The 23,068-nt window shown below is 69.2% G+C and carries 21 protein-coding genes, 4 tRNA genes and 2 pseudogenes; 22 read left to right on the top strand and 5 right to left on the bottom strand.

The window, feature by feature from the left end; translation table 11 throughout:
* Positions 1-29: 29 nt before the first annotated feature.
* Positions 30-102, bottom strand: a tRNA-Arg gene (locus F4553_RS19580).
* Positions 103-258: 156 nt separating this feature from the next.
* Between F4553_RS19580 and F4553_RS19575 the strand changes: the two genes are divergently transcribed.
* On the top strand, positions 259-1,581 hold the full coding sequence (locus tag F4553_RS19575) for an ATP-dependent 6-phosphofructokinase (protein ID WP_184838056.1): 1,323 nt from the start codon (positions 259-261) through the stop codon (positions 1,579-1,581).
* Here the strand turns inward: F4553_RS19575 and F4553_RS19570 are convergent.
* The gene (locus tag F4553_RS19570) at positions 1,560-2,171 is read right to left on the bottom strand and encodes a TetR/AcrR family transcriptional regulator (RefSeq protein WP_184838055.1); all 612 of its coding nucleotides are present in this window, start codon (positions 2,169-2,171) and stop codon (positions 1,560-1,562) included. The genes F4553_RS19575 and F4553_RS19570 overlap by 22 nt on opposite strands.
* Positions 2,172-2,272: 101 nt before the next feature.
* Here F4553_RS19570 and F4553_RS19565 point away from each other — a divergent pair, with 101 nt between their 5' ends.
* Positions 2,273-3,217, top strand: a complete 945-nt coding sequence (locus F4553_RS19565; RefSeq protein ID WP_184838054.1) for a hypothetical protein — start codon at positions 2,273-2,275, stop codon at positions 3,215-3,217.
* Between the two features lie 212 nt (positions 3,218-3,429).
* Here the strand turns inward: F4553_RS19565 and serC are convergent, their stop codons facing one another.
* A complete protein-coding gene (serC, locus tag F4553_RS19560; protein WP_184838053.1) occupies positions 3,430-4,551 on the bottom strand; it encodes a phosphoserine transaminase in 1,122 nt (373 codons plus the stop codon).
* A 216-nt stretch (positions 4,552-4,767) separates the two neighbouring features.
* On the opposite strand from serC, the gene pdxH reads away from it, so the two are divergent.
* From pdxH to F4553_RS19505, 11 genes and pseudogenes are all read left to right on the top strand, one after another.
* On the top strand, positions 4,768-5,430 hold the full coding sequence (pdxH, locus tag F4553_RS19555; protein ID WP_184840922.1) for a pyridoxamine 5'-phosphate oxidase: 663 nt from the start codon (positions 4,768-4,770) through the stop codon (positions 5,428-5,430).
* Positions 5,431-5,606: 176 nt separating this feature from the next.
* On the top strand, positions 5,607-6,833 hold the full coding sequence (locus tag F4553_RS19550) for an MFS transporter (protein ID WP_184840920.1): 1,227 nt from the start codon (positions 5,607-5,609) through the stop codon (positions 6,831-6,833).
* 10 nt (positions 6,834-6,843) lie between these two features.
* Positions 6,844-7,795 (top strand): annotated as a pseudogene (locus F4553_RS19545) (aldose 1-epimerase family protein); the annotation flags it as partial.
* Positions 7,755-8,372 carry a nitroreductase family protein gene (locus F4553_RS19540; protein WP_184838050.1) on the top strand — a complete coding sequence of 206 codons (618 nt, stop codon included), beginning with the start codon at positions 7,755-7,757 and terminating at the stop codon, positions 8,370-8,372. The pseudogene F4553_RS19545 and the gene F4553_RS19540, both read left to right, overlap by 41 nt.
* Before the next feature lie 16 nt (positions 8,373-8,388).
* Positions 8,389-9,348 carry an asparaginase gene (locus F4553_RS19535; RefSeq protein ID WP_184838049.1) on the top strand — a complete coding sequence of 320 codons (960 nt, stop codon included), beginning with the start codon at positions 8,389-8,391 and terminating at the stop codon, positions 9,346-9,348.
* A gap of 201 nt (positions 9,349-9,549) precedes the next feature.
* Positions 9,550-9,918, top strand: a pseudogene (locus F4553_RS19530) (helix-turn-helix domain-containing protein); the annotation flags it as partial.
* A 17-nt stretch (positions 9,919-9,935) separates the two neighbouring features.
* A complete protein-coding gene (locus F4553_RS19525) occupies positions 9,936-10,580 on the top strand; it encodes a hypothetical protein (protein WP_184838047.1) in 645 nt (214 codons plus the stop codon).
* A gap of 66 nt (positions 10,581-10,646) precedes the next feature.
* Positions 10,647-10,949 (top strand): DUF2516 family protein, encoded by a 303-nt coding sequence (locus F4553_RS19520; protein WP_184838045.1) that lies wholly within the window; start codon positions 10,647-10,649, stop codon positions 10,947-10,949.
* Positions 10,946-11,833 carry an alpha/beta fold hydrolase gene (locus F4553_RS19515; protein ID WP_184838043.1) on the top strand — a complete coding sequence of 296 codons (888 nt, stop codon included), beginning with the start codon at positions 10,946-10,948 and terminating at the stop codon, positions 11,831-11,833. Before F4553_RS19520 ends, F4553_RS19515 begins: the two co-directional genes overlap by 4 nt.
* A gap of 9 nt (positions 11,834-11,842) precedes the next feature.
* The gene (locus F4553_RS19510; protein ID WP_184838041.1) at positions 11,843-12,577 is read left to right on the top strand and encodes an alanyl-tRNA editing protein; all 735 of its coding nucleotides are present in this window, start codon (positions 11,843-11,845) and stop codon (positions 12,575-12,577) included.
* Positions 12,578-12,595: 18 nt separating this feature from the next.
* Complete coding sequence (locus F4553_RS19505) at positions 12,596-13,366, top strand: EI24 domain-containing protein (RefSeq protein ID WP_312875265.1); 771 nt, start codon at positions 12,596-12,598, stop codon at positions 13,364-13,366.
* 121 nt (positions 13,367-13,487) lie between these two features.
* On the opposite strand, the gene F4553_RS19500 is transcribed toward F4553_RS19505, so the two are convergent.
* A complete protein-coding gene (locus F4553_RS19500; protein WP_184838040.1) occupies positions 13,488-14,486 on the bottom strand; it encodes an aromatic acid exporter family protein in 999 nt (332 codons plus the stop codon).
* Between the two features lie 178 nt (positions 14,487-14,664).
* On the opposite strand from F4553_RS19500, the gene htpX reads away from it, so the two are divergent.
* From htpX to F4553_RS19480, 4 genes are all read left to right on the top strand, one after another.
* On the top strand, positions 14,665-15,546 hold the full coding sequence (gene htpX / locus F4553_RS19495; RefSeq protein WP_184838038.1) for a zinc metalloprotease HtpX: 882 nt from the start codon (positions 14,665-14,667) through the stop codon (positions 15,544-15,546).
* 119 nt (positions 15,547-15,665) lie between these two features.
* Positions 15,666-16,280 (top strand): hypothetical protein, encoded by a 615-nt coding sequence (locus F4553_RS19490; RefSeq protein ID WP_184838036.1) that lies wholly within the window; start codon positions 15,666-15,668, stop codon positions 16,278-16,280.
* A gap of 182 nt (positions 16,281-16,462) precedes the next feature.
* On the top strand, positions 16,463-17,650 hold the full coding sequence (locus tag F4553_RS19485; RefSeq protein ID WP_312875264.1) for an MFS transporter: 1,188 nt from the start codon (positions 16,463-16,465) through the stop codon (positions 17,648-17,650).
* Between the two features lie 60 nt (positions 17,651-17,710).
* On the top strand, positions 17,711-18,574 hold the full coding sequence (locus F4553_RS19480; RefSeq protein WP_312875263.1) for a pentapeptide repeat-containing protein: 864 nt from the start codon (positions 17,711-17,713) through the stop codon (positions 18,572-18,574).
* A 189-nt stretch (positions 18,575-18,763) separates the two neighbouring features.
* On the opposite strand, the gene F4553_RS19475 is transcribed toward F4553_RS19480, so the two are convergent.
* A tRNA-Tyr gene (locus F4553_RS19475) sits at positions 18,764-18,847 on the bottom strand.
* Between the two features lie 159 nt (positions 18,848-19,006).
* Here F4553_RS19475 and F4553_RS19470 point away from each other — a divergent pair.
* The 5 genes from F4553_RS19470 (at position 19,007) to rpmG (ending at position 23,048) form a co-directional block, all read left to right on the top strand.
* On the top strand, positions 19,007-19,501 hold the full coding sequence (locus F4553_RS19470) for a YajQ family cyclic di-GMP-binding protein (RefSeq protein WP_184840912.1): 495 nt from the start codon (positions 19,007-19,009) through the stop codon (positions 19,499-19,501).
* A gap of 450 nt (positions 19,502-19,951) precedes the next feature.
* Positions 19,952-22,477, top strand: coding sequence for a putative bifunctional diguanylate cyclase/phosphodiesterase (locus F4553_RS19465; protein WP_184838031.1), 2,526 nt, complete (start codon positions 19,952-19,954; stop codon positions 22,475-22,477).
* A gap of 100 nt (positions 22,478-22,577) precedes the next feature.
* Positions 22,578-22,650: transfer RNA gene (locus F4553_RS19460), tRNA-Thr, on the top strand.
* Positions 22,651-22,677: 27 nt separating this feature from the next.
* Positions 22,678-22,753 (top strand) — tRNA-Met (locus tag F4553_RS19455).
* Positions 22,754-22,880: 127 nt separating this feature from the next.
* Positions 22,881-23,048 (top strand): 50S ribosomal protein L33, encoded by a 168-nt coding sequence (rpmG, locus tag F4553_RS19450; protein ID WP_184838029.1) that lies wholly within the window; start codon positions 22,881-22,883, stop codon positions 23,046-23,048.
* The last annotated feature ends 20 nt before the right edge of the window (positions 23,049-23,068 follow it).

Raw genomic sequence — 23,068 nt, 5'->3', positions numbered from 1 at the left:
TCGGGGTGGAGATTCCCTGATCGTGTGGGTGCCCCCGGCAGGAATCGAACCTGCGGCCTGCGGTTTAGGAAACCGTCGCTCTATCCCCTGAGCTACGAGGGCGCAGCGCACAGCCTACCGCTGACCGACCAACCTCCGCCTCTGGGTTCCCCACGATCAACCGCACGGGTCGTGACGGCGAAACATCTTCACGCTAGCCTCGATCCGAGGGTCCGCACCGTCGCGGCCGGCTACGAAATCGGCTGGTGGGAGTTCGCGATGGTGGAGCAGTCTGACCTGGAGATCCAGGCCCTCGGCGAGTGCAGGATCGAGTCGCCGCTGGCGGAGTTCCTGGAGCAGCGCGACACCACCGAGCACTATGTCGACGAGAACGACCGCGTCCTCTTCGACGACACCGCCAACCTCATCGCGGCCCGCGGTGGCAGCCTCAGCGACCTGCCCGGCTTCGAGCCCAGCGGCCCCCGACGGAAGATATTCTTCCAACCCTCCAAGACCCGCGTCGGCATCGTGACCTGCGGTGGCCTCTGCCCGGGTCTCAACGATGTCATCCGCGGCATCGTGCTGGAGCTGACCAACCACTACGGCGTGAAGCGCATCTTCGGCTTCCGCAACGGCTACCAGGGCTTCATCTCGAAGTACGGCCGCGAGGTCACCGAACTCTCCCCGCAGAGTGTGCGCGGCATCAACGAGTACGGCGGGACGATCCTCGGCACGTCGCGAGGGGAGCAGGATCCCTACGAGATCGTCGACTGCATCGAGCACCTGAGCATCAACGTCCTGTTCGTCATCGGCGGCGACGGCTCGATGCGCGGGGCGCTGCGGTTGGCGGAGGTGGTCGCCGAGCGGGGGTTGAAGATCGCCGTGGTCGGCGTACCGAAGACGATCGACAACGACATCCCCTACATCGATCAGAGTTTCGGGTTCCAGACGGCGTTCGCGAAGGCGACGGAGTCGATCCGCGGTGCCAACGTCGAGGCGAGGGCGGTGCCCAACGGGGTCGGACTGGTGCACGTGATGGGCCGGCACTCGGGCTTCATCGCCTGCTACGCAGCGCTCGCCAACAACGACGCCGACTATGTGCTGATCCCCGAGGTGCCGTTCGAGCTCGACGGGGACAACGGCTTCCTGGCGCATCTGCGGCGGCGGGTGGAGCAGCGCGGGCATGCCGTGGTGGTCGCGGCGGAGGGCGCCGGGCAGGAGTTCCTCCAGCACGAGGCGACGAGCCACGACGCGTCGGGCAACCGGCGGCTGCGCGACATCGGCCAGTTCCTGCGGGGCCGGATCAACGCGCACTTCGACGACGCCGGTGTCGAGGTCAACATGAAGTACATCGATCCGAGCTATGCGATCCGCAGCGTACCGGCGAATCCCTACGACAGCGTCTACTGCATCCGGTTGGCCCATGCCGCCGTGCACGCGGCGATGGCGGGTCGCACGGCGATGGTGGTGGGGCGGTGGCAGGGGCGGTTCGTGCACGTCCCGATCGCGCTCGCGATCAGCAAGACCAACCGGGTCGACCCCAAGGGTGACCTGTGGATGTCGGTCCTGGAGGCGACGGGTCAGCCGCGCAGGTTCGGCTGATTCCCCACGGTGGCGATGATCGCGCGAACACCGTTGAGGTAGCTCTCCTGCGTCAGCCCGGTCATCAGCACGCGCTGGAGCCCGTACCCCTGGGTCATGCTGAGCAGCACCGACGCGACCGCGAGCGGATCGGTCCCGGGCGCGAGCCGCCCGTCGGCGATGAGCCGCTGCGCGAGCGCGGAATAGTGGCCGCGCACGGTCTCATAAACCCCCGTCACGTGTACGCCCACCGCCGGGTCGCGGATCGCCTCTCCCCACATCTGGACGGCCAGCCGGAACAGCCCTTCGAGCTGGCTCTCCATGACGTTGAGCGCGGCACTGAGAGCCACGTCGAGGTCGGGGGCCGGATCGGCGCCGACGGCGCTGCCGAGATTGGCGTTGATGTGCTCGCCGACATCCTGGACGATCGCGCCGATCAGCTCGTCCTTGCTCTTGAAGTAGCTGTAGACGGCGCCGACGGAGAGCCCGGCCTCGGCGATGATGTCCTGCATCGATGTCTGATGGAAGCCGTTGCGGACGAAGCATGCCCGAGCGGCGTCGACGATCTGGCGCCGCCGGTTGGCGGCGTGCTCCTCGGTGACCTTCGGCATATGTCGACTATAAAACGAACGATCGTTCTTGACAGATTGTGCCAGGTGGGAGGAGCCTTGGACTTAAGAGAACGAGCGTTCGTTTTAATAGGAGCATGGTGATGAACCAGAAATCCCTCCGGACGGCAGCCGCCCTGGCGGTGGGGCTCGTCGTGGTCCAGGCACTCCTGGTGCCGCTCTTCGCCGCGCCCGCCGCCAACATCGCGCCGCACGACGTGCCCATCGCCGTTGCCGGGCCGGCCGCGGCCGTCGACCCCCTCGCTGCGCAGCTGGCGAACCATGACGGGGCGTTCGAGGTCACGAAGCTCGCCGACGGCGTGGCTGCCGACCAGGCGATTCGCGACCGCGAGGTCTACGCGGCGTTCGTCGTCACGCCCACCGGCCCGGAGCTGCACACCGCTTCCGCCGCCGGACCCCTCGTCGCCAGCCTGCTCACGGGCGCGGCTCAGCAGATGTCCCAGGGCGCACCGGTCAAGGTCGTCGACATCGTCGCCAGCCCGGTCGACGACCCCCGTGGCGCGGGTTTCAGCTCGTCCTATCTGCCGCTGCTGCTGACGGGCATGCTCGCCGGGATCCTGCTGGTGCTGCTGGTCTCGTCCTGGGTGGCCCGCCTCGTCGGTGTCGCAGCCTATGCCCTGCTGAGCGGTTTGATCGGGACGCTGGTCCTGCGGGACTGGCTCGGCGTCATCTCCGGTGACCACCTTGCCGACGCTGCGACGATCGGTCTGATCGGCCTCGCCGTGAGCGGGACCCTGGCCGGCCTGGGCTCGCTGCTGGGGCGGCCCGGCATCGGTCTCGGCGCCCTGATCGTCTTCCTCGTGGGCAACCCGCTGTCGGCGGTCGCCGCCGCGCCGGAGCTGCTGCCGCAGCCCTGGGGTGCGCTGGGACAGTTCCTGCCGGCCGGCGCCGGTGCGACGCTGCTGAGGTCGACCGCCTTCTTCGACGGGGCCGGTGGAATGAAAAGCGCTCTCGTCCTGGCCTGCTACGCAGCCGTAGGCCTGGTCTTCATCACCCTGCGGCGGCCGAAGGTCGAGGCCGCCGAGTAGCGGTTTCGCACATTATCGACAATTTCGTAAAAGCACCGCAAGCACGCAAGAGGAACGTTCTGCGCGTGCATGATCGCGCTGTTTCCCGGAAGTAGTCCCTATTTCCGCGCGGGAAGGGCTTACTTCAGAGAAGTAACGCGATCACGCACGCGGGGGCGGCAACGACAGCGGGGGTGGGATGCGCGTGCGCACCCCACCCCCGCCGATGCCGCTTAAAGGTGGTCGATCACGTAATCGATGCTGCTGGTGAGGGCTTCCACGTCAGCGGGCTCCACCGCCGGGTAGAGCGCGATCCGCAGCTGGTTGCGGCCGAGCTTGCGGTAGGGCTCGGTGTCCACGATGCCGTTGGCGCGAAGGGCCTTGGCCACCGCCGTGGCGTCCACCGTCTCGGCGAAGTCGATCGTCGCCACCACGTTCGAGCGCAGCTCCGGGTCCGTGACGAACGGCGTCGCCACCGGGGACTTCTCCGCCCAGCCGTAGATGGCTGCGGCGCTCGCGGCGGTACGCGAGACGGCCCAGTCCAGGCCACCCTGCGCGTTCATCCAGTCGGTCTGCTCGGCGGCGAGGATGATCGTGGCGAGGGCGGGCGTGTTGAGGGTCTGCTCCAGCCGGGAGTTGTCGATCGCCGTGACGAGGTCGAGGAACGCGGGGATGTAGCGGCCGCCCTCCTTGATCTCCTGGGCGCGGGCGATGGCGGCGGGCGACATGAGCGCGATCCAGAGGCCGCCGTCGGAGGCGAAGCACTTCTGCGGCGCGAAGTAGTAGACGTCGGTCTCCAGCAGGTCGACCGGCAGGCCACCGGCGGCGGAGGTCGCGTCGTGCAGCATGATCGCGCCCTCGTCGGCGCCGACGACGCGGGTGACCGGGACGGCGACACCGGTCGAGGTCTCGTTCTGCGGCAGCCCGTACGCATCCACGCCGGCCTCGGCCTGAAGCGACGGCGCCGTGCCCGGGTCGGACTTGATCACGGTCGGGTTGCCGAGGAAGGGTGCGTCCTTGACGGCCTTGGCGAACTTGGAGCCGAACTCGCCGAACGTGGCGAACTGCGCCCGGTCCTTGATCAGGGAGAACGCGGCGACCTCCCAGAACGCGGTGGTGCCGCCGTTGCCGATGATCACTTCATAGCCCTCGGGCAGGGAGAAGAACTCGGCGAGGCCGCTGCGCAGCCGGGCCACCTGCTCCTTGACCGGCTTCTGCCGGTGGCTGGTGCCGAGGACGGAGGTGCCCGTCGCGGCGAGAGCCGCCACCGCCTCCTCGCGGATCTTGGAGGGTCCGCAGCCAAACCGGCCATCGGCGGGCTTGAGCGACTCGGGAATGCGGATAGGATCAGCCATGAAAGATCATCCTTCGCGGAAGCGAGGTGCGAGATGGGCGACGCTGCCTTCGACCAGCATCTTTCCACGGCCCTCGGCCGATCCCGCCGACCGGGCCGCCCCCTGCCGTCGTGACGCTCATCACGGGTCGGAGCGGAGTCGCGTTATCCGAGATGCACGACCGCTCACATCGGCGAGGATGAGCGAGTGAGCACGAACACACCCGACCTCGCGCGGATGCGGATGGACTACGCGACCGCTGCGCTGAGCGAGACCGACCTCGCCGCCGACTGGCACACGCAGTTCGCGGGCTGGTTCGCCGACGCGGTCGCGGCGCAGGTGCTGGAGCCCAACGCGATGGTCGTGGCGACGGCGTCCCCGGAGGGGGTGCCGAGTGCTCGGACGGTCCTCATGAAGGGCTTCGACCAGCGGGGATTCACGTTCTTCACCAACTACGAGTCCCGCAAGGGCACGGAGCTGGCCGCCAATCCCGTCGCGAGCCTCGTCTTCCCCTGGTATGCGTTGCAGCGCCAGGTGATCGTCTGCGGCACCGTCGAGCGAGTCTCCCGCGCCGAGACGGAGGCGTATTTCGCGGTGCGGCCGCACGCCTCGCAGATCGGGGCCTGGGCGAGCCCGCAGTCCCGCGTGGTGGCCGGGCGGGAAGAGCTCACGGCCGCCTTCGACGAGGCCGGGGACCGGTTCCCCGCGCAGGTCGACCCGCCGCCGCACTGGGGCGGGTTCCTGGTGCGGCCGACGAGCGTCGAGTTCTGGCAGGGCCGCCGCAGCCGGATGCACGACCGCCTGCGGTTTCGACTGGCAGGAGGCCTGGCGGGAGACGCGGCGGGGGACACGGATCACAATGGTTCCCCGGAGTGGATCGTGGAACGCTTGGCGCCGTGACGCCCCCCGCGAACGACCCCCCAGCCAGCGATGCGAAAGCCCCCGATCCAAAAGCCCTCGATCCGAAAGCCCCCGACCCGAAGGCCAGCAGCGCGAAAGCCGCCGACCCGAAAGCTGGCGACCCGAAAGCCGCCGTCACCACAGCCGGCGGCACCGGAGCCGCCCGGCGGCGGATCATGCTGGACCCGCGTCCGCTGCGGATCCCGGCCTACCGGCGGCTCTGGACGGGCAACGCGATCTCGTTCTTCGGCTACCAGCTCACGGCCGTCGCGATCCCGGTGCAGATCTACCGGCTGACGGAATCGTCGCTCTGGGTCGGGATGATGGGGCTCGCCGCGTTCGTCCCGCTGCTGATCTTCGCGCTCTGGGGCGGCGCGCTCGCCGACGCCGTCGACCGGCGGCGACTGCTCATCGTCGCCTCGCTGGTCACCTGGTCGTCGACGCTGGTGCTGTTCCTCCTCACGCTGACCGACACGATGACCCCGGCCGTCCTGCTCTGCCTCGTCGCGCTCCAGTCGTCGGGCGTCGCGATCTCGATGCCGACCCGGCAGGCGATCTATCCCCGGCTGGTCGAGCCCGAGCTGCTCCCGGCCGCCAACACGCTCAACTCCACCACCGTCCAGGCGGCGACGGTGCTCGGTCCGCTCGTGGCGGGTCTCATCTTCACCGTCCGGCCGGGGCAGGCGGGCCTGGAGACGGCGTACGCCATCGATGCCCTGCTCTTCACCGTCGGCATCTGGGCGGCGTGGCGGCTGCCGAGCCTGCCCACGACCGGCGGCAACCTGCGCGGCGGTGCCAAGGCCGTGGGCGCCGGGCTGCGCTACATCGCGGGGAGCACGCTGCTGCTGGGCTCCTTCGCGATCGACCTGATCGCGATGGTGCTCGCCTCGCCGAGGGCGCTCTATCCGGAGTTCGTCGACGAGTATTTCGGCGGCAGCGGAGCGGCACTGGGCTGGCTCTACGCCTCGGTGGCGCTGGGGTCGGTCGTCGGCGGGCTCACCTCGGGCTGGATCGGTCACGTCCGCCGCCAGGGCCGGGCCCTCGTCGCGGCGGTGATCTGCTGGGGGCTCGCGGTCGCCGCGGCGGGCATGGCGCGCCAGTTGTGGCTGGTCGTGGCGCTGCTCGCGGTGGCGGGCGCGGCCGACCTGGTGAGCTCGGTCTACCGCAACACGATGTTGCAGACCGTCGCGCCGGACGAGATGCGGGGCCGCATGCAGGGCGCGTTCACCGCGGTCGTCGCGGGCGGGCCGCGGCTGGGCGACCTGCGGGCGGGCGCGCTGGCGACGATCGGGGTCGGATTCTCCTGGGTCAGCGGCGGCATCGTCTGCGCGATCGCGGCGGCGCTGCTCGCCCTGGCCATGCCTACCCTCACTCGCTACACCCGGGCCGAGGCAGCCCGGTAGGGTCGCTCCCATGCAAAGATCGCCGTCAGGAGCACAGTGGACGATCTCGTCCGGAGATCAGCAGGCCGTCGTGGTCGAGGTGGGCGGTGGCCTGCGCGCCTATCGCGCCGGAGACCGAGAGATCCTCGACGGGTACGCCGAGGCTGACCTCTGCCCCGGCGGAGCCGGTCAGGTGCTGGCCCCGTGGCCCAACCGCCTGCGTGACGGCCGCTACACGTTCCAGGGAAACGCCTACCAGCTGCCGCTCTCCGAGCCGGTGAGCCACACGGCGATCCACGGACTCGTCCGCTGGGTGTCGTGGCGCCTCGTCGAGCAGGCCCCCGACGCGGTCACCATCGAGCTCGACCTGCACGCCCAGCCCGGTTACCCCTGGTCGCTGCACCTGACCAACCGCTATGAGATCTCCGCCGAGGGGATCACGGTCACCCACGAGGCGGTCAACCTCGCCGACACCCCGGCCCCGTTCGGGCTGGGCGCGCACCCCTACCTGCTGCCGCCCGGCGGGTCGGTCGACGAGGCGCTGCTCGGCGTACCGGGGCGGACCCGGCTGCTGCTCGACTCGCGCGGTCTGCCGATCGGTGCCGCCAAGATCGCCGACACGGAGTGGGACTACGCCACCCCCAAGCGGATCGGCGACGTGCACCTCGACCTCGCCTTCGGCTGGGTCGTCCCGGACGAGCAGGGTCGCAGCGAGGTGACGCTGTCGGCGCCGTCGGGCGAGACGACCCGGGTCTGGGCCGACGAGAATTTCCGCTGGTGGCAGATCTACTCGGCCGACACCGCGACCGGCGACCGCCGCCGCCGCTCCGTTGCCGCGGAGCCCATGACCTGCCCGCCCGACGCGCTACGGTCAGGACGGGATCTGATCGTGCTGGAGCCGGGCCAGTCCTGGCGCGGCCAGTGGGGCATCGGGAGGTAACGATGGAGTTCGCCGACGTCGTGCGCAAACGCGGGATGGTGCGCACCTACGACCCGGATCGCCCGGTCCCGTCGGAGATCGTCGACAAGCTCCTCGAGCACGCCATCCGAGCGCCGTCGGCGGGGTTCTCCCAGGGCTGGGCCTTCCTCGTCCTCGACACTCCGGAGCAGCGGGAGCGCTTCTGGGCGTCGTCGACCCCGGCCGGCTCCGACGTGTGGTCCACGTGGCTCGTCGGCATGCGTACGGCACCGGTGATCATCGTCCCGCTGTCGAACAAGTCCGCCTACCTCGATCGCTATGCGGAGGACGACAAGGGCTGGACCGATCGCGACGAATCCCGCTGGCCGGTGCCCTACTGGGACATCGACACCGGCATGGCGGCGCTGCTCATGCTGCTCACGGCGGTCGACGAGGGGCTGGGGGCGTGCTTCTTCGGCGTACCCCCGGAGTGCATGGACGACTTCCGCGCTGCCTTCGGCGTCCCCGCGGCCTATACGCCGATCGGCGCCGTGTCGGTGGGTTACCGGGCGCCGGACCGCAAGTCGCCGTCGCTCAAGCGCGGTCGGCGCGGCATCGCGGAGGTCGTGCACCGAGGTGAGTGGCGCGTCACACCTGAATGATCGTTAGGCTTACCGCATGGCTGAGGTATACCGGGGTGGCGAGCGGCTCGCCGAGGTTGTGCGTTCGGGGTTCACCGAGGGGTTCCACACGGGCTCCGTGGTGGTGCTCGGCGCGGACGGCCGCCCCGTCGACGCCGTCGGTGACATCACCGGCCCGATCTTCCCGCGCTCGTCGAGCAAGCCGATGCAGGCCGTCGGCATGCTCCGGGCAGGGTTGAGCCTCGCCGACCCGGCCGATCTGGCCCTGATCGCGGCCAGCCATTACGGCCAGGAGTTCCACATCTCGCGGGTCCGGGCGCTGCTCGCCGGTGCCGGGCTCGACGAGTCCCTGCTGCGCTGCCCGGCCGACCTGCCGCTCGACATCCCGGCGCGGGACGCCGTGCTCGCGGCGGGCGGCCACGCCGAGCGCGTCTACATGAACTGCTCGGGCAAGCACTCCGGGATGCTGCTGACCTGCCGTGCGGCGGGCTGGTCGCCGGAGGGCTACCTCGACCCGGAGCACCCGCTGCAGGAGCGGATCACCGACGCGGTCGCCGAGATCGCGGGGGAGCCGATCGCCGCGACCGGGATCGACGGCTGCGGCGCGCCGGTGCTGGCGTTCTCGCTGACCGCGCTCGCGACGGCTTTCCTGCGGCTCGTCTCGGCCGAAGCCGGTTCGGCGGAGCGCAGCGTGGCGGATGCGATGCGCGCCCACCCCGACCTCGTCTCCGGCACCGGTCAGAGCGACGACCTGCTGATGAGCGGTGTTGCCGGGCTGCTCGCCAAGGGCGGCGCGGAGGGTGTGCACGCGGTGGCGATCCCCGGTGTCGGGGCTGTCGCCCTCAAGATCGACGACGGCCAGATGCGGGCCCGGATGCCCGTCGTCGCGAGCGCGCTGCGCCGCCTCGGCGTGACCGCTCCGGTCCTGGCGAAGCTCGACCGGGTCCCGCTCCTCGGCGGCGGCAACCCCGTCGGCGAGGTCCGCTCCACCTGGTAGCCGCACCCCGAGCCCGGCCCGCCGAGCCGTGCCCGACCGCGCCAACCCCGGTCACGTTTTGCAGCAAAGCGTGGCCATTTCGCGTCGCGAGGCCACGCTTTGCTGCAAAACGTGACCGGGGACGCGGCTCCTCGTGACCTGATCTGTGACCGCTAGCACTTGTTAGCAAAACGCTTGCTGGAGCTAGCAAGCCAGCTTACGATGGGTTGCGTGCAGGACATCGGCGCATTCATCAAGGATCTTCGGGAAAACGCGAAGATCTCGCTGCGCCAGCTCTCGGAGCAGGCCGGCGTGAGCAACCCCTATCTCAGCCAGATCGAGCGCGGGCTGCGCAAGCCCAGCGCCGAGGTGCTGGCCTCGATAGCCCAGGCGCTGCGGGTCTCCACCCCCGCGATGTATCTGCGGGCGGGCCTGCTCGGCACCGACGACACCCAGGGCGTCCTGGCGGCGATCGCCGTCGACCCCGGTCTGACGACAGCGCAGAAGCAGTCCCTCACCCAGATCTACGAGACGTTCCGCCGCGAAAACGATCGCGCGGCGGAAGAATCCACTCAGAGCGAAGCAGCACCTCAGAAGGGGGAGCAGTCGTGAACGCCACCACCACACCGAAGTCCGACACCACCGAGAAGAACGAGTACCCGAGCGCGGTCTACGCCGCGGCAGGCATCGGCGACCTGGCGTACCAGCAGCTCCGCAAGCTCCCTGAGTACGCCGACAAGCTCCGTGCCGAGGCGGAGAAGCTGCGCGAGCGGGCTCCCGAGTTCCGCGCGCAGGCCTCGCAGAAGGCGGAGACCCTGCGGACGCAGGCGGGCGGGCAGTTCAACGCCTTCCGGGCCGACGCGACGGGGGAGACCGGCAAGCTCAAGGCGAAGGCCGCGGAGCTGGGCGCCCAGGCGACCGACAAGGCCGCCGAGCTGACCACCAAGGTCGACATCGAGAAGATCCGCACGACTCTCGTCACCGGCGCGCAGACCGTCACCGAGCGCGCCATGAAGCTCTACGACGACCTCGTCGCCCGCGGCGAGAAGGTCGTCGTGCCGGAGCACGCCGGTGCGACGGCCGAGCCGAAGGTCTCCGACATCGACCCCGAGGCCGCCGCGACAGCCGCGGAGACGACCGTCGTCGAGACCATGGCCGCCGAGGCCGCGCCGGTCGTCGAGGGCACCGTCGAGAAGCCGGTCAAGCCGGCTGCTCCCCGCAAGCCCAAGGGCAACGGGAGCACCACCAAGTAACGAGCATGGATAAACGGCGGCCGGAGCTTTTCGCTACGGCCGCCGTTGTTGCAATACGCTGGGGTCATGTTCTACGAGAATGTCATGTTCGGGATCGACGCGGTCCTGGTCGGCATCATGCTCGCTCTCACCGTGTGGGCGATCATCCACTGCGTCGCCCAGCGTCCTGATGCCTTCACCGCGATCGGCACGCTGCCCAAGGGCGGCTGGCTGGGCCTGCTGATCGTGGGCGTCCCAATCATGATCATCTTTGGTGTCGCGGGCGGCATCAGCGTCATCCCGCTCGGCCTCATCTTCACCGGCTGCACGCTCTTCTATCTCCTGGACGTCCGAGCAGGGATCAAGGAGCTGCTGGAGGGGCGCTGGTGAGTCAGTTCCGCTGGCCGCCGCCGCCGGACGGAGCGCCGCGCTACATGAAGCCGAGGAACGTCTCGCCGCGAGCGGGCCGACCGGTTCCGCCGGCCCTGCCGACCGAGCTGGTGGCGACGCCGCACGGTGCCGACCTCGAACGCATGGTCACCGGGCTCGGCGATCCGGTCACGATCTTCGCCCACGGGCTCGGCCAGGGCATCGCCGAGACCAGGGTCTACGGCAGTGCGGTCGAGGGCCGCCGGGTCTTCTTCCAGTTCCGCGGGCACGGCCGCTCGTCGGCGCCGGACGGTGACTGGACATACGCCGACCTCGCCCGGGACCTGCGGGCCGTCTCGGACCTCTCCGGTGCGACGCGGGCGCTCGGGATGAGCCTCGGTGCCGGTGCGCTCTGCCGCCTGCTCACCGAGTCGCCGCAGCGGTTCGAACGGCTCGTCTTCATCCTGCCCGCCGTGCTCGACGTGCCCCGGTCCGCCGCCGCCCGGGAGCGCTTCCTGGCACTTCTCGACGCCGTGGCGAGCGGCGATGTCGGTGCTGTCGCGACGCAGCTCGTCGCCGAGGTGCCCAAGACCTTCCGCAACGCCGCCACCGGCTGGGCCTATGTCCGCCAGCGGCTCGATTCGCTGATGCGCGACGGGCTCTCCGAGGAGCTCGGCGCGCTCGCCGACCAGGTCGCGATCGACGATCGGGAGGCGCTGCGCCACGTCGACGCACCCGCCCTGATCATCGCGTGCCAGGGCGACGAGCTGCACCCCGTCTCGATCGCCGAGGAGCTCGCCGAGGTGCTGCCCTCGGCGGAGCTGCACGTCTACTCCCGGCCGACGATCCTGTGGACCGAGCGGGCCGACCTACGCGAGCGCATCTCGGCGTTTCTCAATCAGTAGTCTTTCGCCATGGGCATCAGCAGCCATGGGCGTACCGACCGCTTGGATCTTCTCGACCCCACCCTGCGCGAGTGGGAGTGCGTGGTCGTCGCCGCGGACCCGGAGACCGGGATCGTGCTGGACCGGTCGGCGTTCTACCCCGGTGGCGGCGGTCAGCCGCCGGACCACGGCGTGCTGCTCTGGCAGGGCGTGCAGACCCGGATCGAGGGCACCCGCAAGGGCGACGACCTCTACCTGATCCCGGCCGAGGGTGACCCGCTGCCGCCCGTCGGCACGGCGGTCGTCGGGGCGATCGCCGACGAGCGCCGCACGCTGCTCATGCGCACCCACTCCGGCCTGCACGTCCTCTGCGGCGTCGTTTTCCGCGACTTCGGCGCGCTCGTCACCGGCGGCAACATGGAGCCCGGCGAGGCGCGGATGGACTTCAACCTGCCCGAGGTGCCCGAGGGGTTCAAGGCGCGGCTGGAGGAGCTGGTCAACGCGGAGGTCGCCGCCGATCGCAGCGTCACCACCAAGGTGCTGCCGCGCGATGAGGCGCTCGCGCTGCCCGACATCATCCGCACTCAGTCCAACCTCATCCCGCCCGACGAGCAGGAGGTCCGGATCGTCGACATCGTCGGCCTGGACACCCAGGCCGACGGCGGGACGCACGTCGCGTCCACCGCGCAGATCGGCCGGCTCCAGGTCGTCAAGGTCGAGAGCAAAGGCAAGGCCAATCGACGGGTACGCGTGAAGCTGGCCTGACTGGGGTAGCTTCACGCCGTGAAGGCAACAGTCTCGTCGTTCTTCAGCGGCGTCGGTCTCCTGTTCCGCGGTATCGGCATGTACGCGCGCAGCCCCCGACTGCTGCTGCTCGGCCTGATCCCGGCGGTGATCGCGATGCTCGTCTTCGCCGCCGCCCTCGGCACGATGATCTACTTCCTGGACGACCTGTCGGTGCTGGTCACCTGGTACGCCGACGACTGGTCGACCACCGCCCGCCAGGCGATGCGGCTCACCGCCGGTGTCGGGCTCGTCGGCGTCGGCCTGCTGATCTGGATCCTGACCTTCACCGCGGTGACCCTGTTGATCGGGGACCCGTTCTACGAGGCGATCTCGGAGAAGGTCGAGGACGGTTTCGGCGGGGTTCCCGACGCGGTCGACCTGCCGTGGTGGCGCAGCATGTTCCGCTCGCTCAAGGACGCGCTGCGGATGTTGGCGATCTCGCTGCTGATCGGCGTGCCGCTCTTCGCCGCCGGGTTCATCCCGGTGGTGGGGCAGACGGTCGTACCGGTGCTCGGGGCGCTGGTGGGTGGCTGGTTCCTCGCGGTCGAGCTGGTCGGGGTGGCGTTCAACCGGCGCGGGCTGCGGTTGAAGGATCGGCGGCGGGCGCTGGCCGGGCACCGGGCGCTGGCGGTCGGGTTCGGCGCCGGGGTGTTCGTGTGCTTCCTCATCCCGCTGGGCGCGGTCTTGATCATGCCTGCGGCAGTGGCCGGCGGGACGCTGCTGGCGCGTCGATCCCTGTCCCTGCCCATCGAGCGCCCCACCCCCTGAGCGCGTCGCGGACCAAGATCATGCGCGGGTCCGCACGTCATGATCGCGTTGTTTCCCGGAAGTAAGCCCCTTCCGCGCATGCAATGGGGACTAAATCCTGGAAACAACGCGATCACGCTGCCTACGTGAGAGGGCGGTGGAGCTTGTCGTCGGCCTCGACGACCGGCATGCCGGTCGCGATCAGCAGGTTGAGCACCGCCGCGTCGGCGTCGGACGCCACAGCCGCAGCGGCCATGCCCGGGCGCTCCTGCCGGACCACGTCGATCCAGCGGGACGCCGAGATCAGCAGCGGCCGAGCGGTGCTGAGACGGCCGCCCCGGTTGATCTCGTCACGGAGTACGCCGATCCCGTCCGCGAGCGCGTCGAGCATCTGCGGCAGCGCCACCGGCACCCGCTCACGTCCCCGCAGCACTCCCCACCAGGAGTGGCGTGCCATGACCCGGATGTTGCGCACGGCGTAGCCGATCTCCCGAGCGGTCGTCGTGTGGACCGCGAGGTCCTGTCCCGTCGTCCAGAGCGTGATGATCGCGGACCGGCGTACCTGCATCAGCACCTCGTCGAGGCGGTTGAGGTCCTGCTCGGTCTCGACCAGGTCGTAGACGGCGGCTGCCGCCGCCGTGGTGTCGTTGTCGCGCAGCGCACCGGCGACGGCGCGGACGTTGGTGGCGACCCGGGTGAGCAGCGGGTCGAGGCTCTCGCCGACGAGTCCGACGGCGTTTCGGGGTGTCGTGGCGAAGGCGATGACGAAGGCCGTGATCACGCCGATCGCGATGTCGGCCGCGACCCAGCCGACCGAGCGGTAGCCGATCAGAACGGCGGTGAGCGTGAGGCCGATCGCGATACCCAGGATCATCCAGGCGATGTGCCGGTGCCGTTTGGCGCAGACGAGTTCGAGGGTGGCGACGGCGAAGAGCGGTGCTCCGATCGGCCGGTCGTGGCCGATCAGGCTGGCCAGGACGACCGAGATGACGATCGCGAGACCGACCTGGAAGATGATGGGGCGGCTGATGCGCCAGGCCCGCTTGACGACCGCCTGGCCACTCCGGTTGACGCCGCGTCGCATCGTGGGAGCCGGCCGTGCCTTGCGAACCCCGATGGGGTTGGTGGTCAGGACTGCCATGCAGTTCAGTCTTCTGGTTACCTGCGAGGAAACATAGCAGTTCACCTTCAAATGTGGCGCAGCGCTCAATTGCGATAATTCGGACATCACCTCACAGGTGATTCTCAGCGCATCTGGGGATGATGGAGCGGCGACCACCGGTTCCCATCTGTGTCAGCGAAGTTCGATTGGAGTGATCGTGCACAGCCACCACAACGGGCTCAAGACGGCCGCCCTGCTCGGCCTGCTCACCGCGATGATCCTCGCGGTGGGTTACTGGCTCGGGGGCAGCACCGGCCTGATGATCGCCGTCGTCATCTCCCTCGTGATGAACGGTGTCAGCTACTTCTTCTCCGACAAGCTCGCCCTGCGCTCGATGGGCGCCCAGCCCGTCACGGAGCAGCAGTTCCCCGCGCTCTACCAGATGGTTCGTGAGCTCTCCCAGCAGGCGGGCAAGCCGATGCCCCGCCTCTACATGAGCCCGACCTCGCAGCCCAACGCCTTCGCCACCGGCCGCAACCCCGAGAACGCGGCGGTCTGCGTCACGGAGGGCATCACCCAGATCCTCGACTACAACGAGCTGCGCGGCGTGATCGGCCATGAGCTGTCGCACGTCTACAACCGCGACATCCTCATCTCCAGCGTCGCCGGCGCGCTCGCCGGCATCATCACCATGCTGGCCCAGCTCGCCTGGTTCCTCCCCTTCGGCAGCAGCGACGACGATGACGGCCCCAACCCGGCGGTCTTCATCGCGATGCTGATCCTCGGCCCGCTGGCGGCGTCGATCATCCAGCTCGCGATCAGCCGCAGCCGTGAGTACCAGGCCGACGCCTCGGGCGCCGCGCTCACCAACGACCCCCTGTCGCTGGCGAACGCGTTGAAGAAGATCCACTACGGCGCCCAGCGGCTGCCGCTCCCCGCGGACGGCCAGCTCACCAGCACGGCGCACCTGATGATCGCCAACCCGTTCAGCGGCGGCGGCATCGCGAAGCTCTTCTCGACCCACCCGCCGATGGAGGACCGGGTCCGTCGCCTCGAACTGATGGCGGCCAACTCCGGACCCATCCAGTACCTGCGCTGACCTCGGCGAACGAGGGCTGTCGGGCTGGCGAGAATGTTGTAATCTCGCTGGTCATGCAGCCCTCGCAGCGTATCCACCTCTCGATCGGTCTCCCCTTGGGGATGAAGGTTTTGTCGTCGGTGATCGCTCTCGTCTTCGTCGGCATGAGCGTCTTCTTCGTGATCTTCGCCTTCGGGTTCACCGACGCCCTCACGACGCCGCTCGACACGGGCGAGCCGGACCTCATCGGCTTCCCCGGCGCGGCGGACCCGATCGGTCCCGACGTGGGCGCCGTCGACTCCGCTGGGTCGCTCGCAGCGGGGGTCTTCAAGATGATCGGACTCTGCGGGGTCCCGTTTGCGCTGGTCGGGTGCTATTTGCTGCTGCGGATCTGGCGCGAGGCGGCCTGGCTGGACGGCACGGTGCTCACCCGGCGTGGAGCCTTCCTCAGCCGAGCGGTGGACCTTTCGACCGCCGAGATCGCGATGGGCGGCATCAACTACTCCCAGCACCACGATCACGGGACTCACCATCAGCGGTCGACGGTGCGCGTACCCGCGCTGGTCGCGACCGACCAGCGCTCCGGGCGGATCACCAAGCTTCCGCTGCGCGGCCAGGGCCTCGATCTGCTCCCGAGCGGTCAGCTCGCCGCGCTCGCCGACGCGCTCGACCAGAACAGGTCGGCCGCCGTGGAGCGCGCGCGGGCCATCGGTGCCCACCTCCGCTCGCTCGCCGCGGATCCCCTCGCCTATTAGGTGGGTACGCGGTGAGTTGCCACACCCCCGGGGCCTTTCAGTAGGTGCCCCGGGGTGCTGTTGTTATGATCACAAGGTCGTTCGCTCCTTACATAGGAAGGGGCGATTTTTCTATGCCCGGGAGGTGGCACATGACAGCGTTCAAGCAGTATGTAGGAGTTTGGCGAATCCCTGGAGCGCGCATGCTGCTGCTCATGGGCATGTTCGCCCGGCTCGGCATCGGCATGACGACCCTCGCCCTGCTGCTGCTCGTGCAGCACAAGACGGGCGCCTACGCACCGGCGGCCGTCGCGGCGGGTATCTACGCCCTCGCCGGGGCGACCTTCTCGCCCATCGCCGGGCGCATCGCCGACCGGATCGGCCCCGCGCCGGTCCTGGCGACCCTCGCCGTGGCGCACCCGATCGCGCTCGTCGGCCTCCTCCTCGCAAGCCGGGGCGGTGGCGACGCGCTCGCCCTCATCTACGTGATGAGTGCCCTCGCCGGAGCCACCTACCCGCCGCTGACCGCCGCGATCCGGGGAGTCTGGAGCACGCTCACCGAGCCCGCCACCGGACGCTCAGCGCTGCGTCAGACCGCGCTCGCCGCCGAGACCTCGATCTTCGAGATCGTGTTCGTACTCGGGCCGCTGCTCGTCGCCGGTGCCATCGCGCTCGCCACACCGGCCTTCGCGATCGGCGTCGCCGCCGTCGTCACGCTCATCGGCACCCTGACCGTCGCGCTCGGCAAGGCGATGCGGCAGGTCAAGCCACACGAGCGGCAGCACCGGGCGACCGGGCTCGGTCCGCTGCGCACGCCGGGCTTCCCCGCACTGCTGCTCTGCGTGGCGGGACTCGGCACGGCGTTCGGTGCGATCGGTGTCGCCGTCCCCGCGTACGCCACCGCGCACGTCGTCGAGAGCCCCGAAACGGTCGGTGCCGTCCTGCTCGCGGTGTGGAGCATCGGCAGCGCCGTCGGCGGGCTCTGGTTCGGGACCCGTCGGCCCGCCAAGGCGCCGTCACGGCAGTTCGCGCTGCTGCTGGCGGGAGTCGCGGGCAGTCTCGGCGTACTCGCCATCATGCCTGGACCGGCGGCGCTGGGTGTGGCGCTCGTCCTCGGCGGTGCCACGATCGCACCGGCGTTGACCGTGGAGAACTCGCTGGTCGGCCTCATCGCGCCCGGCGCGATGCTGAACGAGGCATACACCTGGGTCGTCACCACCGGCGTCTCGGCGAGCGCCGTCGGCGGTGCGGTGAGCGGGCTGATCGTCGACCGCCCCGGCGGGGTCCCGTTCGCGTTCCTCTTCGCCGGCCTGGCGGTGGGCACGGCCGCCGTCGTCGCCGCCCTGCCCACCGGATCGATCGCCCGGGCGGTGGCGGTCTCCCGCGCGTGACGGGCACTTCGGGGAGGCGGGCTGCCTCCCCGAAGAGGGCACCCTCGGTAGGGTGAGCGCGTGGCCGAGTCTCCGGTGGCGCGCGAACTGCGCGCCGACTGCGCGAACTGTTTCGGACTGTGCTGTGTCGCCCCCGCCTTCGCGGCCTCGGCCGATTTCGCCATCGACAAGCCGGCCGGGCACGCCTGCCCCAACCTGCGGACCGACTTCCGCTGCGGCATCCACACCAGCCTGCGAGAGAAGGGCTTCCCCGGCTGCACGGTCTTCGACTGCTTCGGTGCCGGGCAGCAGATCTCCCAGATCACCTTCGGCGGGCGGGACTGGCGGCGATCGCCTGAGCTCGCCAAGCCCATGTTCGACGTGTTCCCGGTGATGCGGCAGCTCCACGAACTGCTCTACTACCTGACCGAGGCGCTGGGGCTGGTGTCGGTGGACCCGCTCCGTGGGGAACTCGCTGCGCTGATCGCCGTGACCTCGGGGTTCGCGGAGGGCTCGCCCGAGGAGGTGCTCGCCGTCGACCTGCCGCGGCACCGGGGCGAGGTGAACGATCTCCTGCTGCGGGTCAGCTCGCTGGTCCGGGCCGGCGCGCCGGGTAAGCGGCTCGAGCGGCGTGGTGCCGATCTGATCGGGGCGAAGCTTCGGGGAGCCGACCTGCGCGGGGCTAATCTGCGGGGCGCCTATCTGATCGGGGCTGATCTGCGCGGGGCCGACCTGAGGATGGCGGATCTGATCGGGGCCGACTGCCGGGGTGCGGAGCTTGGTGGGGCTGATCTGAGCAGCAGCATCTTCCTGATCCAGTCGCAGCTCGACTCCGCCCGGGGCGATGCGGCGACGAAGCTGCCACCGTCGCTCACCAGGCCGGCCCACTGGGGTGCGTCGGCTGCTCGGCCTGTGGCCAAGGGGCGGTCGCGAGCTCGGCGTTGACGCTGGTGCTTCCTGCCTGCCGCGTGATCGCGCTGCTTTCCGGCTTCCGCCGCGTGATCGTGCTGCTTCCCGGAAACAGCCCCTTCCCAGCGCGGGGGTAGGCCGTAGTTCCGGGAAACAGCGCGATCATGCTCGGGCATGCAACGGCCCGGTCAGCGTTTCCGCTGGTCCGGGCCGTGTTCTTGCTGGTGGTGGCGGGTAGAGGATTCGAACCTCTGAAGCTTTCGCGACGGATTTACAGTCCGCTCCCATTGGCCGCTCGGGCAACCCGCCAAGAACCTCAGCAAGGATAACGGCACACATCCCCATCCGCGCAACCGGGTTGGCCACAGATCACGTCGGGCGCGTCGGGTGGCCGTGACGCGGCTTCGCGCGCGGAGGGTTAGGCTGCATAACCGGCACATATCTCCGTGGATACGAGGAGTGAAGAAGATGGCGGCCAACCCGTCGTTCGACATCGTCAGCAAGGTTGATCGGCAGGAGGTCGACAACGCCCTTCGCCAGACCGAGAAGGACCTGACCACCCGGTTCGACTTCCGGGGCACGTCGGCCGCGATCGAGTGGTCCGGCGAGGAGGCGCTGTTCATCACGGCGGAGACCGAGGACCGGGTCAAGGCGGCCCTCGACGTCTTCAAGGAGAAATTGGTCAAGCGGAACATCTCGCTCAAGTCACTTGAACCGGGCGAGCCGCGGACCTCGGGCAAGGGCTACCGGATCGATTGCAAGATCATTCAAGGCATTGATCAGGAGAAGGCCAAGGCGATCAGCAAGAAGATCCGTGACGAGGGCCCCAAGGGCGTTCAGGCGCAGATTCAAGGAGATCAGCTGCGGGTGTCCGCCAAGAAGAAGGACGATCTTCAGGACACCATGACGCTCTTGAAGTCGGAAGACTTCGGGCTAGCCTTGCAGTTCACCAATTATCGATAGATTCCTGCAAAGTCACCACTTTAGGGTTGCCCAACTAGCTGACCTAATGGGTCGACAAAAACCCACCGAAGGTCCATAATTCCCGGTGAGCGTGGCGTGGCACGGCTGCGGACTTTCGCTGTCGGCTACAACTGTGGCAGGATGCCCCCAGCCCTCATTGCAACCTGAGGCAGAGCTGATTCAGGAGCCGCAGATGCGTAAAGAAAGATTGCGTCGCCGACTCGCGGCAGGCGCCATGGCTGTTTCATTCGGCGCTGCTCTCTTTGGTGGAATCGCCGTTTTGCACACTGATGAGGTGGACTGGGCGGGTCCCGGTGCCGACTCGGCTACAGTTACGGAAACCACCGCCAGTGTGCAACTGTCGACTGGTCGGGAAGAATCGCTCATCGAGACTGATTGGGCCTGATCGCCCGGGGCTGATCGTGGTGGTCGGCCCGTGAAAGGTGTCCCATGGCGCGAGCGGTGCGACTGGTGCGACGTCGCACTGAGCTGGCTTGGCTAATCACGGGCCAACTCACCCTGATAGCAGCCTCGCTCGCGGCCATCCTCAGCATCCGTTCCCACGAGCCCATCGGCAAGTGGGGCTGGGCTCTCGTCTTCTTCGCCGTCTGTGTCGCTGCCGACACGGTGACGCTGAGCTTCGAGGTCAGACGCGACACCGTGCTGATGTCGCTCTCCGAGATACCGCTGCTGCTGGGTCTCTTCGTCCTGCCACCGATCACGCTGTTGCTGGTCCGGGTGGCGGCCTCCGTCGTCACCCAGATGCGCCGCAAGGTCGCGCCGGTCAAGGGCGTCTTCAACATCGCCAAGAGCGCGGCGAGCACGACCTGCGCCTGCCTGGTCGTCAGCGCGTTGGGGCCCTTGAAGCTCGAGGATCCGCGCAGCTGGCTGGTCCTCGCCGCCGCGGTCTTCACGAGCGCCGCGATCAACGTGGCCGCGGTCGTCGCCGTCATCGCCGTCGTCCAGGGACGGATGACCTCGCAGGAGATCGCCGCCACGGCCATCCCCTCGGTCATCGCCACCCTGATCAACATCACGGTCGGCCTGGTCATCCTGATCGTGCTCCAGCAGAGCGGCTGGGCGGTCCTGCTGCTCGGCTTCGTCGTCGCGGTGTTCGCGCTCGCCTACCGGTCCTACGCGCAGTTCCTGCGGCAGCACCGCACGCTGAGCGAGATCTATGACATCACCCGGGCGATCGCCGACACCCCGCACGACGGGACCCTCACCGATGTCCTGCTGAGCCGCGTGCGCACGGTTCTCGCGGCGGAGACGGCGACGCTGTGGCTGCCGGCGCAGGGCCGGTTCCCGGACGTGCTGCTCACGGCCCGCGTCGACGCGTTGGGCCTGCTCGACGTGGTCGCCACACCCGACTCGATCCGCAAGGCCGCCATCGAGAGCGGCGAGACGATCGCGATCGGCGCCAAGCTCGGCGAGGACGACCGGCTGGCCCAGCTGCGGGAGTCCGGGGTCAAGGACCTGATCGTGGTCCCGCTCAAGGCAGGCTCGGCGGTGATCGGCTGCCTGGAGGTCTCCAGCCGGATGGGTGAGTTCACCGGGTTCGGACCGGGCGACGTGCGGCTGCTCGAGGCGGTCGCCGCCCACGCCGCGGTCGCGGTCGAGAATTCGCGGCTCGTCGAGCGGTTGCGCTTCGACGCCTACCACGATGCGTTGACTTCGCTGCCCAACCGGCGCCGGCTCACCGCCGCGCTGGAGGAGTCGGTCAAGGTCCGCGCACCCGGCGAGGTGGTCGCGGTGCTGCTCTTCGATGTCGACTCGCTTCGCGACGTCAACGACTCGCTGGGATATGCGGCCGGTGACCGGCTGCTGGCCGAGGTGGCGAGCCGACTGCGGGGTTCTGCGCCCTCCGCCGCGCTGGTGGGCCGCTCCGGTGGTGACGAGTTCGTCGTCACGATGCGGGTCGCCAACGCCGAGGCCGCGATGGCGCTCGCCACGACCCTGCGCCGCCAGCTGCAGAAACCGCTCACCTTCGGCACCCTCACGCTCGACGTCGACACCGCGGTCGGCATCGTGGTCCACCCCGACCACGGCACGGAGCCCGCGACGCTGCTGCAGCGCGCCGAGCTCGCGACCTATGCGGCCAAGTCCAGCGCGTCAGGCGTGCAGCTCTTCAGCCTCGGCATGGAATCCCGGTCGGTACGCAGACTAGGCCTCGCCGGTGACCTCCGCCGCGCCCTGGACAACAACGATCTCGAGGTCTACTTCCAGCCCAAGGTCGACCTGCGTGACCGGCATCTCGTCGGCGTGGAGTGCCTGGCCCGCTGGGAGCACCCGACGCACGGCTCGGTGGCCCCGGAGGACTTCGTCGCCGTCGCGGAGCACACCGGTCAGCTCGGCCGCCTGACGGAGGCTGTGCTCGCCGCGGGCCTCATGCGTGCTCGGCAGTGGGTCGACGCGGGCCGGCCGCTGGGCGTGGCCGTCAACCTCTCCCCGCGCACCCTGGTGGATCCGGACTTCCCGCTGCGGGTGGAGGAGCTCCTCCAGGAGCACGGCGTCTCGCCGGACCGGCTGACGCTGGAGATCACCGAGGACGGCTTCGTCGGCGAGGAGGACCGGCCGCTGCCCACGCTGCGCCGCCTCTACGAGATGGGCGTGCGGCTCTCCGTGGACGACTTCGGCACGGGCTACTCGTCGCTGTCCTATCTGCGGCGGCTGCCGGTGCACGAGGTGAAGGTCGACCGGACCTTCGTGCAGGGGATGGCGACCGACGCGGGCGATTTCGCGATCGTGCGGGCCGTGGTCGACATCTCCCGGCACTTCGGGCTCGCCGTCGTGGCCGAGGGCGTGGAGAGCGAGCTCACCCTCGACCTGCTCGCCGACATCGGGTGCGACATCGGTCAGGGGTTCCTCTTCAGCCGCCCGCTGCCCTATGAGCGGCTGGAGGCGTGGCTCGGTGCGCGTACCGACGCGGAGCCGAGCCCGACCGGGGAATTGCGCAGGTTGCGCGCGGTCGGCTGACCCACTCGGGCCGGGACGACGCGCGGGCATATCCGGATTTCGCACGGCCCGGGTGAACGTGTACTCTTACCGAGGCGCGCAGCGCGAAAGCGAAGCGCACGCCCCCTTAGCTCAGTCGGCAGAGCGTCTCCATGGTAAGGAGAAGGTCTACGGTTCGATTCCGTAAGGGGGCTCCGACGGGGCTCGCGAGAGCCCGCCGAAGCGGTGTAGCTCAGATGGCAGAGCAAGCGGCTCATAATCGCTGTGTCGCCGGTTCAATTCCGGCCACCGCTACCAAGACACTGTGAGATTCGCATCGCGATCGAGCAGCGTTTTTGCGTTTGCGTGTCGCCGTCATTAGGCTGGTGCGCTGAACTGGTAAGCACTGCGACCGCAGTGGTGAGCATGCGAGGAAGGCACTCCGGTGGCTAAGGCGACTGACGTACGTCCGAAGATCACGATGGCGTGTGTGGAGTGCAAGGAGCGCAACTACATCACGCGTAAGAACCGCCGTAACGACCCGGACCGCATCGAGCTGAAGAAGTTCTGCCCGCGTTGCGGCAAGCACCAGGCGCACCGCGAGACCCGGTAGTCCCGGTCCAGCTCTGATCA

Source organism: Allocatelliglobosispora scoriae (assembly GCF_014204945.1).
Lineage (GTDB): Bacteria > Actinomycetota > Actinomycetes > Mycobacteriales > Micromonosporaceae > Allocatelliglobosispora > Allocatelliglobosispora scoriae.
The sequence above is the reverse complement of the archived record's forward strand: the minus strand, read 5'-3'. Positions and strand labels throughout refer to the sequence as shown.

Bases quoted from the DNA above. Each gene is read 5' to 3' on its own strand.
- F4553_RS19575 (WP_184838056.1), top strand. From the start codon at position 259: ATGGTGGAGCAGTCTGACCTGGAGATCCAGGCCCTCGGCGAGTGCAGG.
- F4553_RS19570 (WP_184838055.1), bottom strand. From the start codon at position 2,171: ATGCCGAAGGTCACCGAGGAGCACGCCGCCAACCGGCGGCGCCAGATC.
- F4553_RS19565 (WP_184838054.1), top strand. From the start codon at position 2,273: ATGAACCAGAAATCCCTCCGGACGGCAGCCGCCCTGGCGGTGGGGCTC.
- serC (WP_184838053.1), bottom strand. From the start codon at position 4,551: ATGGCTGATCCTATCCGCATTCCCGAGTCGCTCAAGCCCGCCGATGGC.
- pdxH (WP_184840922.1), top strand. From the start codon at position 4,768: ATGCGGATGGACTACGCGACCGCTGCGCTGAGCGAGACCGACCTCGCC.
- F4553_RS19550 (WP_184840920.1), top strand. From the start codon at position 5,607: ATGCTGGACCCGCGTCCGCTGCGGATCCCGGCCTACCGGCGGCTCTGG.
- F4553_RS19540 (WP_184838050.1), top strand. From the start codon at position 7,755: ATGGAGTTCGCCGACGTCGTGCGCAAACGCGGGATGGTGCGCACCTAC.
- F4553_RS19535 (WP_184838049.1), top strand. From the start codon at position 8,389: ATGGCTGAGGTATACCGGGGTGGCGAGCGGCTCGCCGAGGTTGTGCGT.
- F4553_RS19520 (WP_184838045.1), top strand. From the start codon at position 10,647: ATGTTCTACGAGAATGTCATGTTCGGGATCGACGCGGTCCTGGTCGGC.
- F4553_RS19510 (WP_184838041.1), top strand. From the start codon at position 11,843: ATGGGCATCAGCAGCCATGGGCGTACCGACCGCTTGGATCTTCTCGAC.
- F4553_RS19500 (WP_184838040.1), bottom strand. From the start codon at position 14,486: ATGGCAGTCCTGACCACCAACCCCATCGGGGTTCGCAAGGCACGGCCG.
- F4553_RS19485 (WP_312875264.1), top strand. From the start codon at position 16,463: ATGCTGCTGCTCATGGGCATGTTCGCCCGGCTCGGCATCGGCATGACG.
- F4553_RS19470 (WP_184840912.1), top strand. From the start codon at position 19,007: ATGGCGGCCAACCCGTCGTTCGACATCGTCAGCAAGGTTGATCGGCAG.
- F4553_RS19465 (WP_184838031.1), top strand. From the start codon at position 19,952: ATGGCGCGAGCGGTGCGACTGGTGCGACGTCGCACTGAGCTGGCTTGG.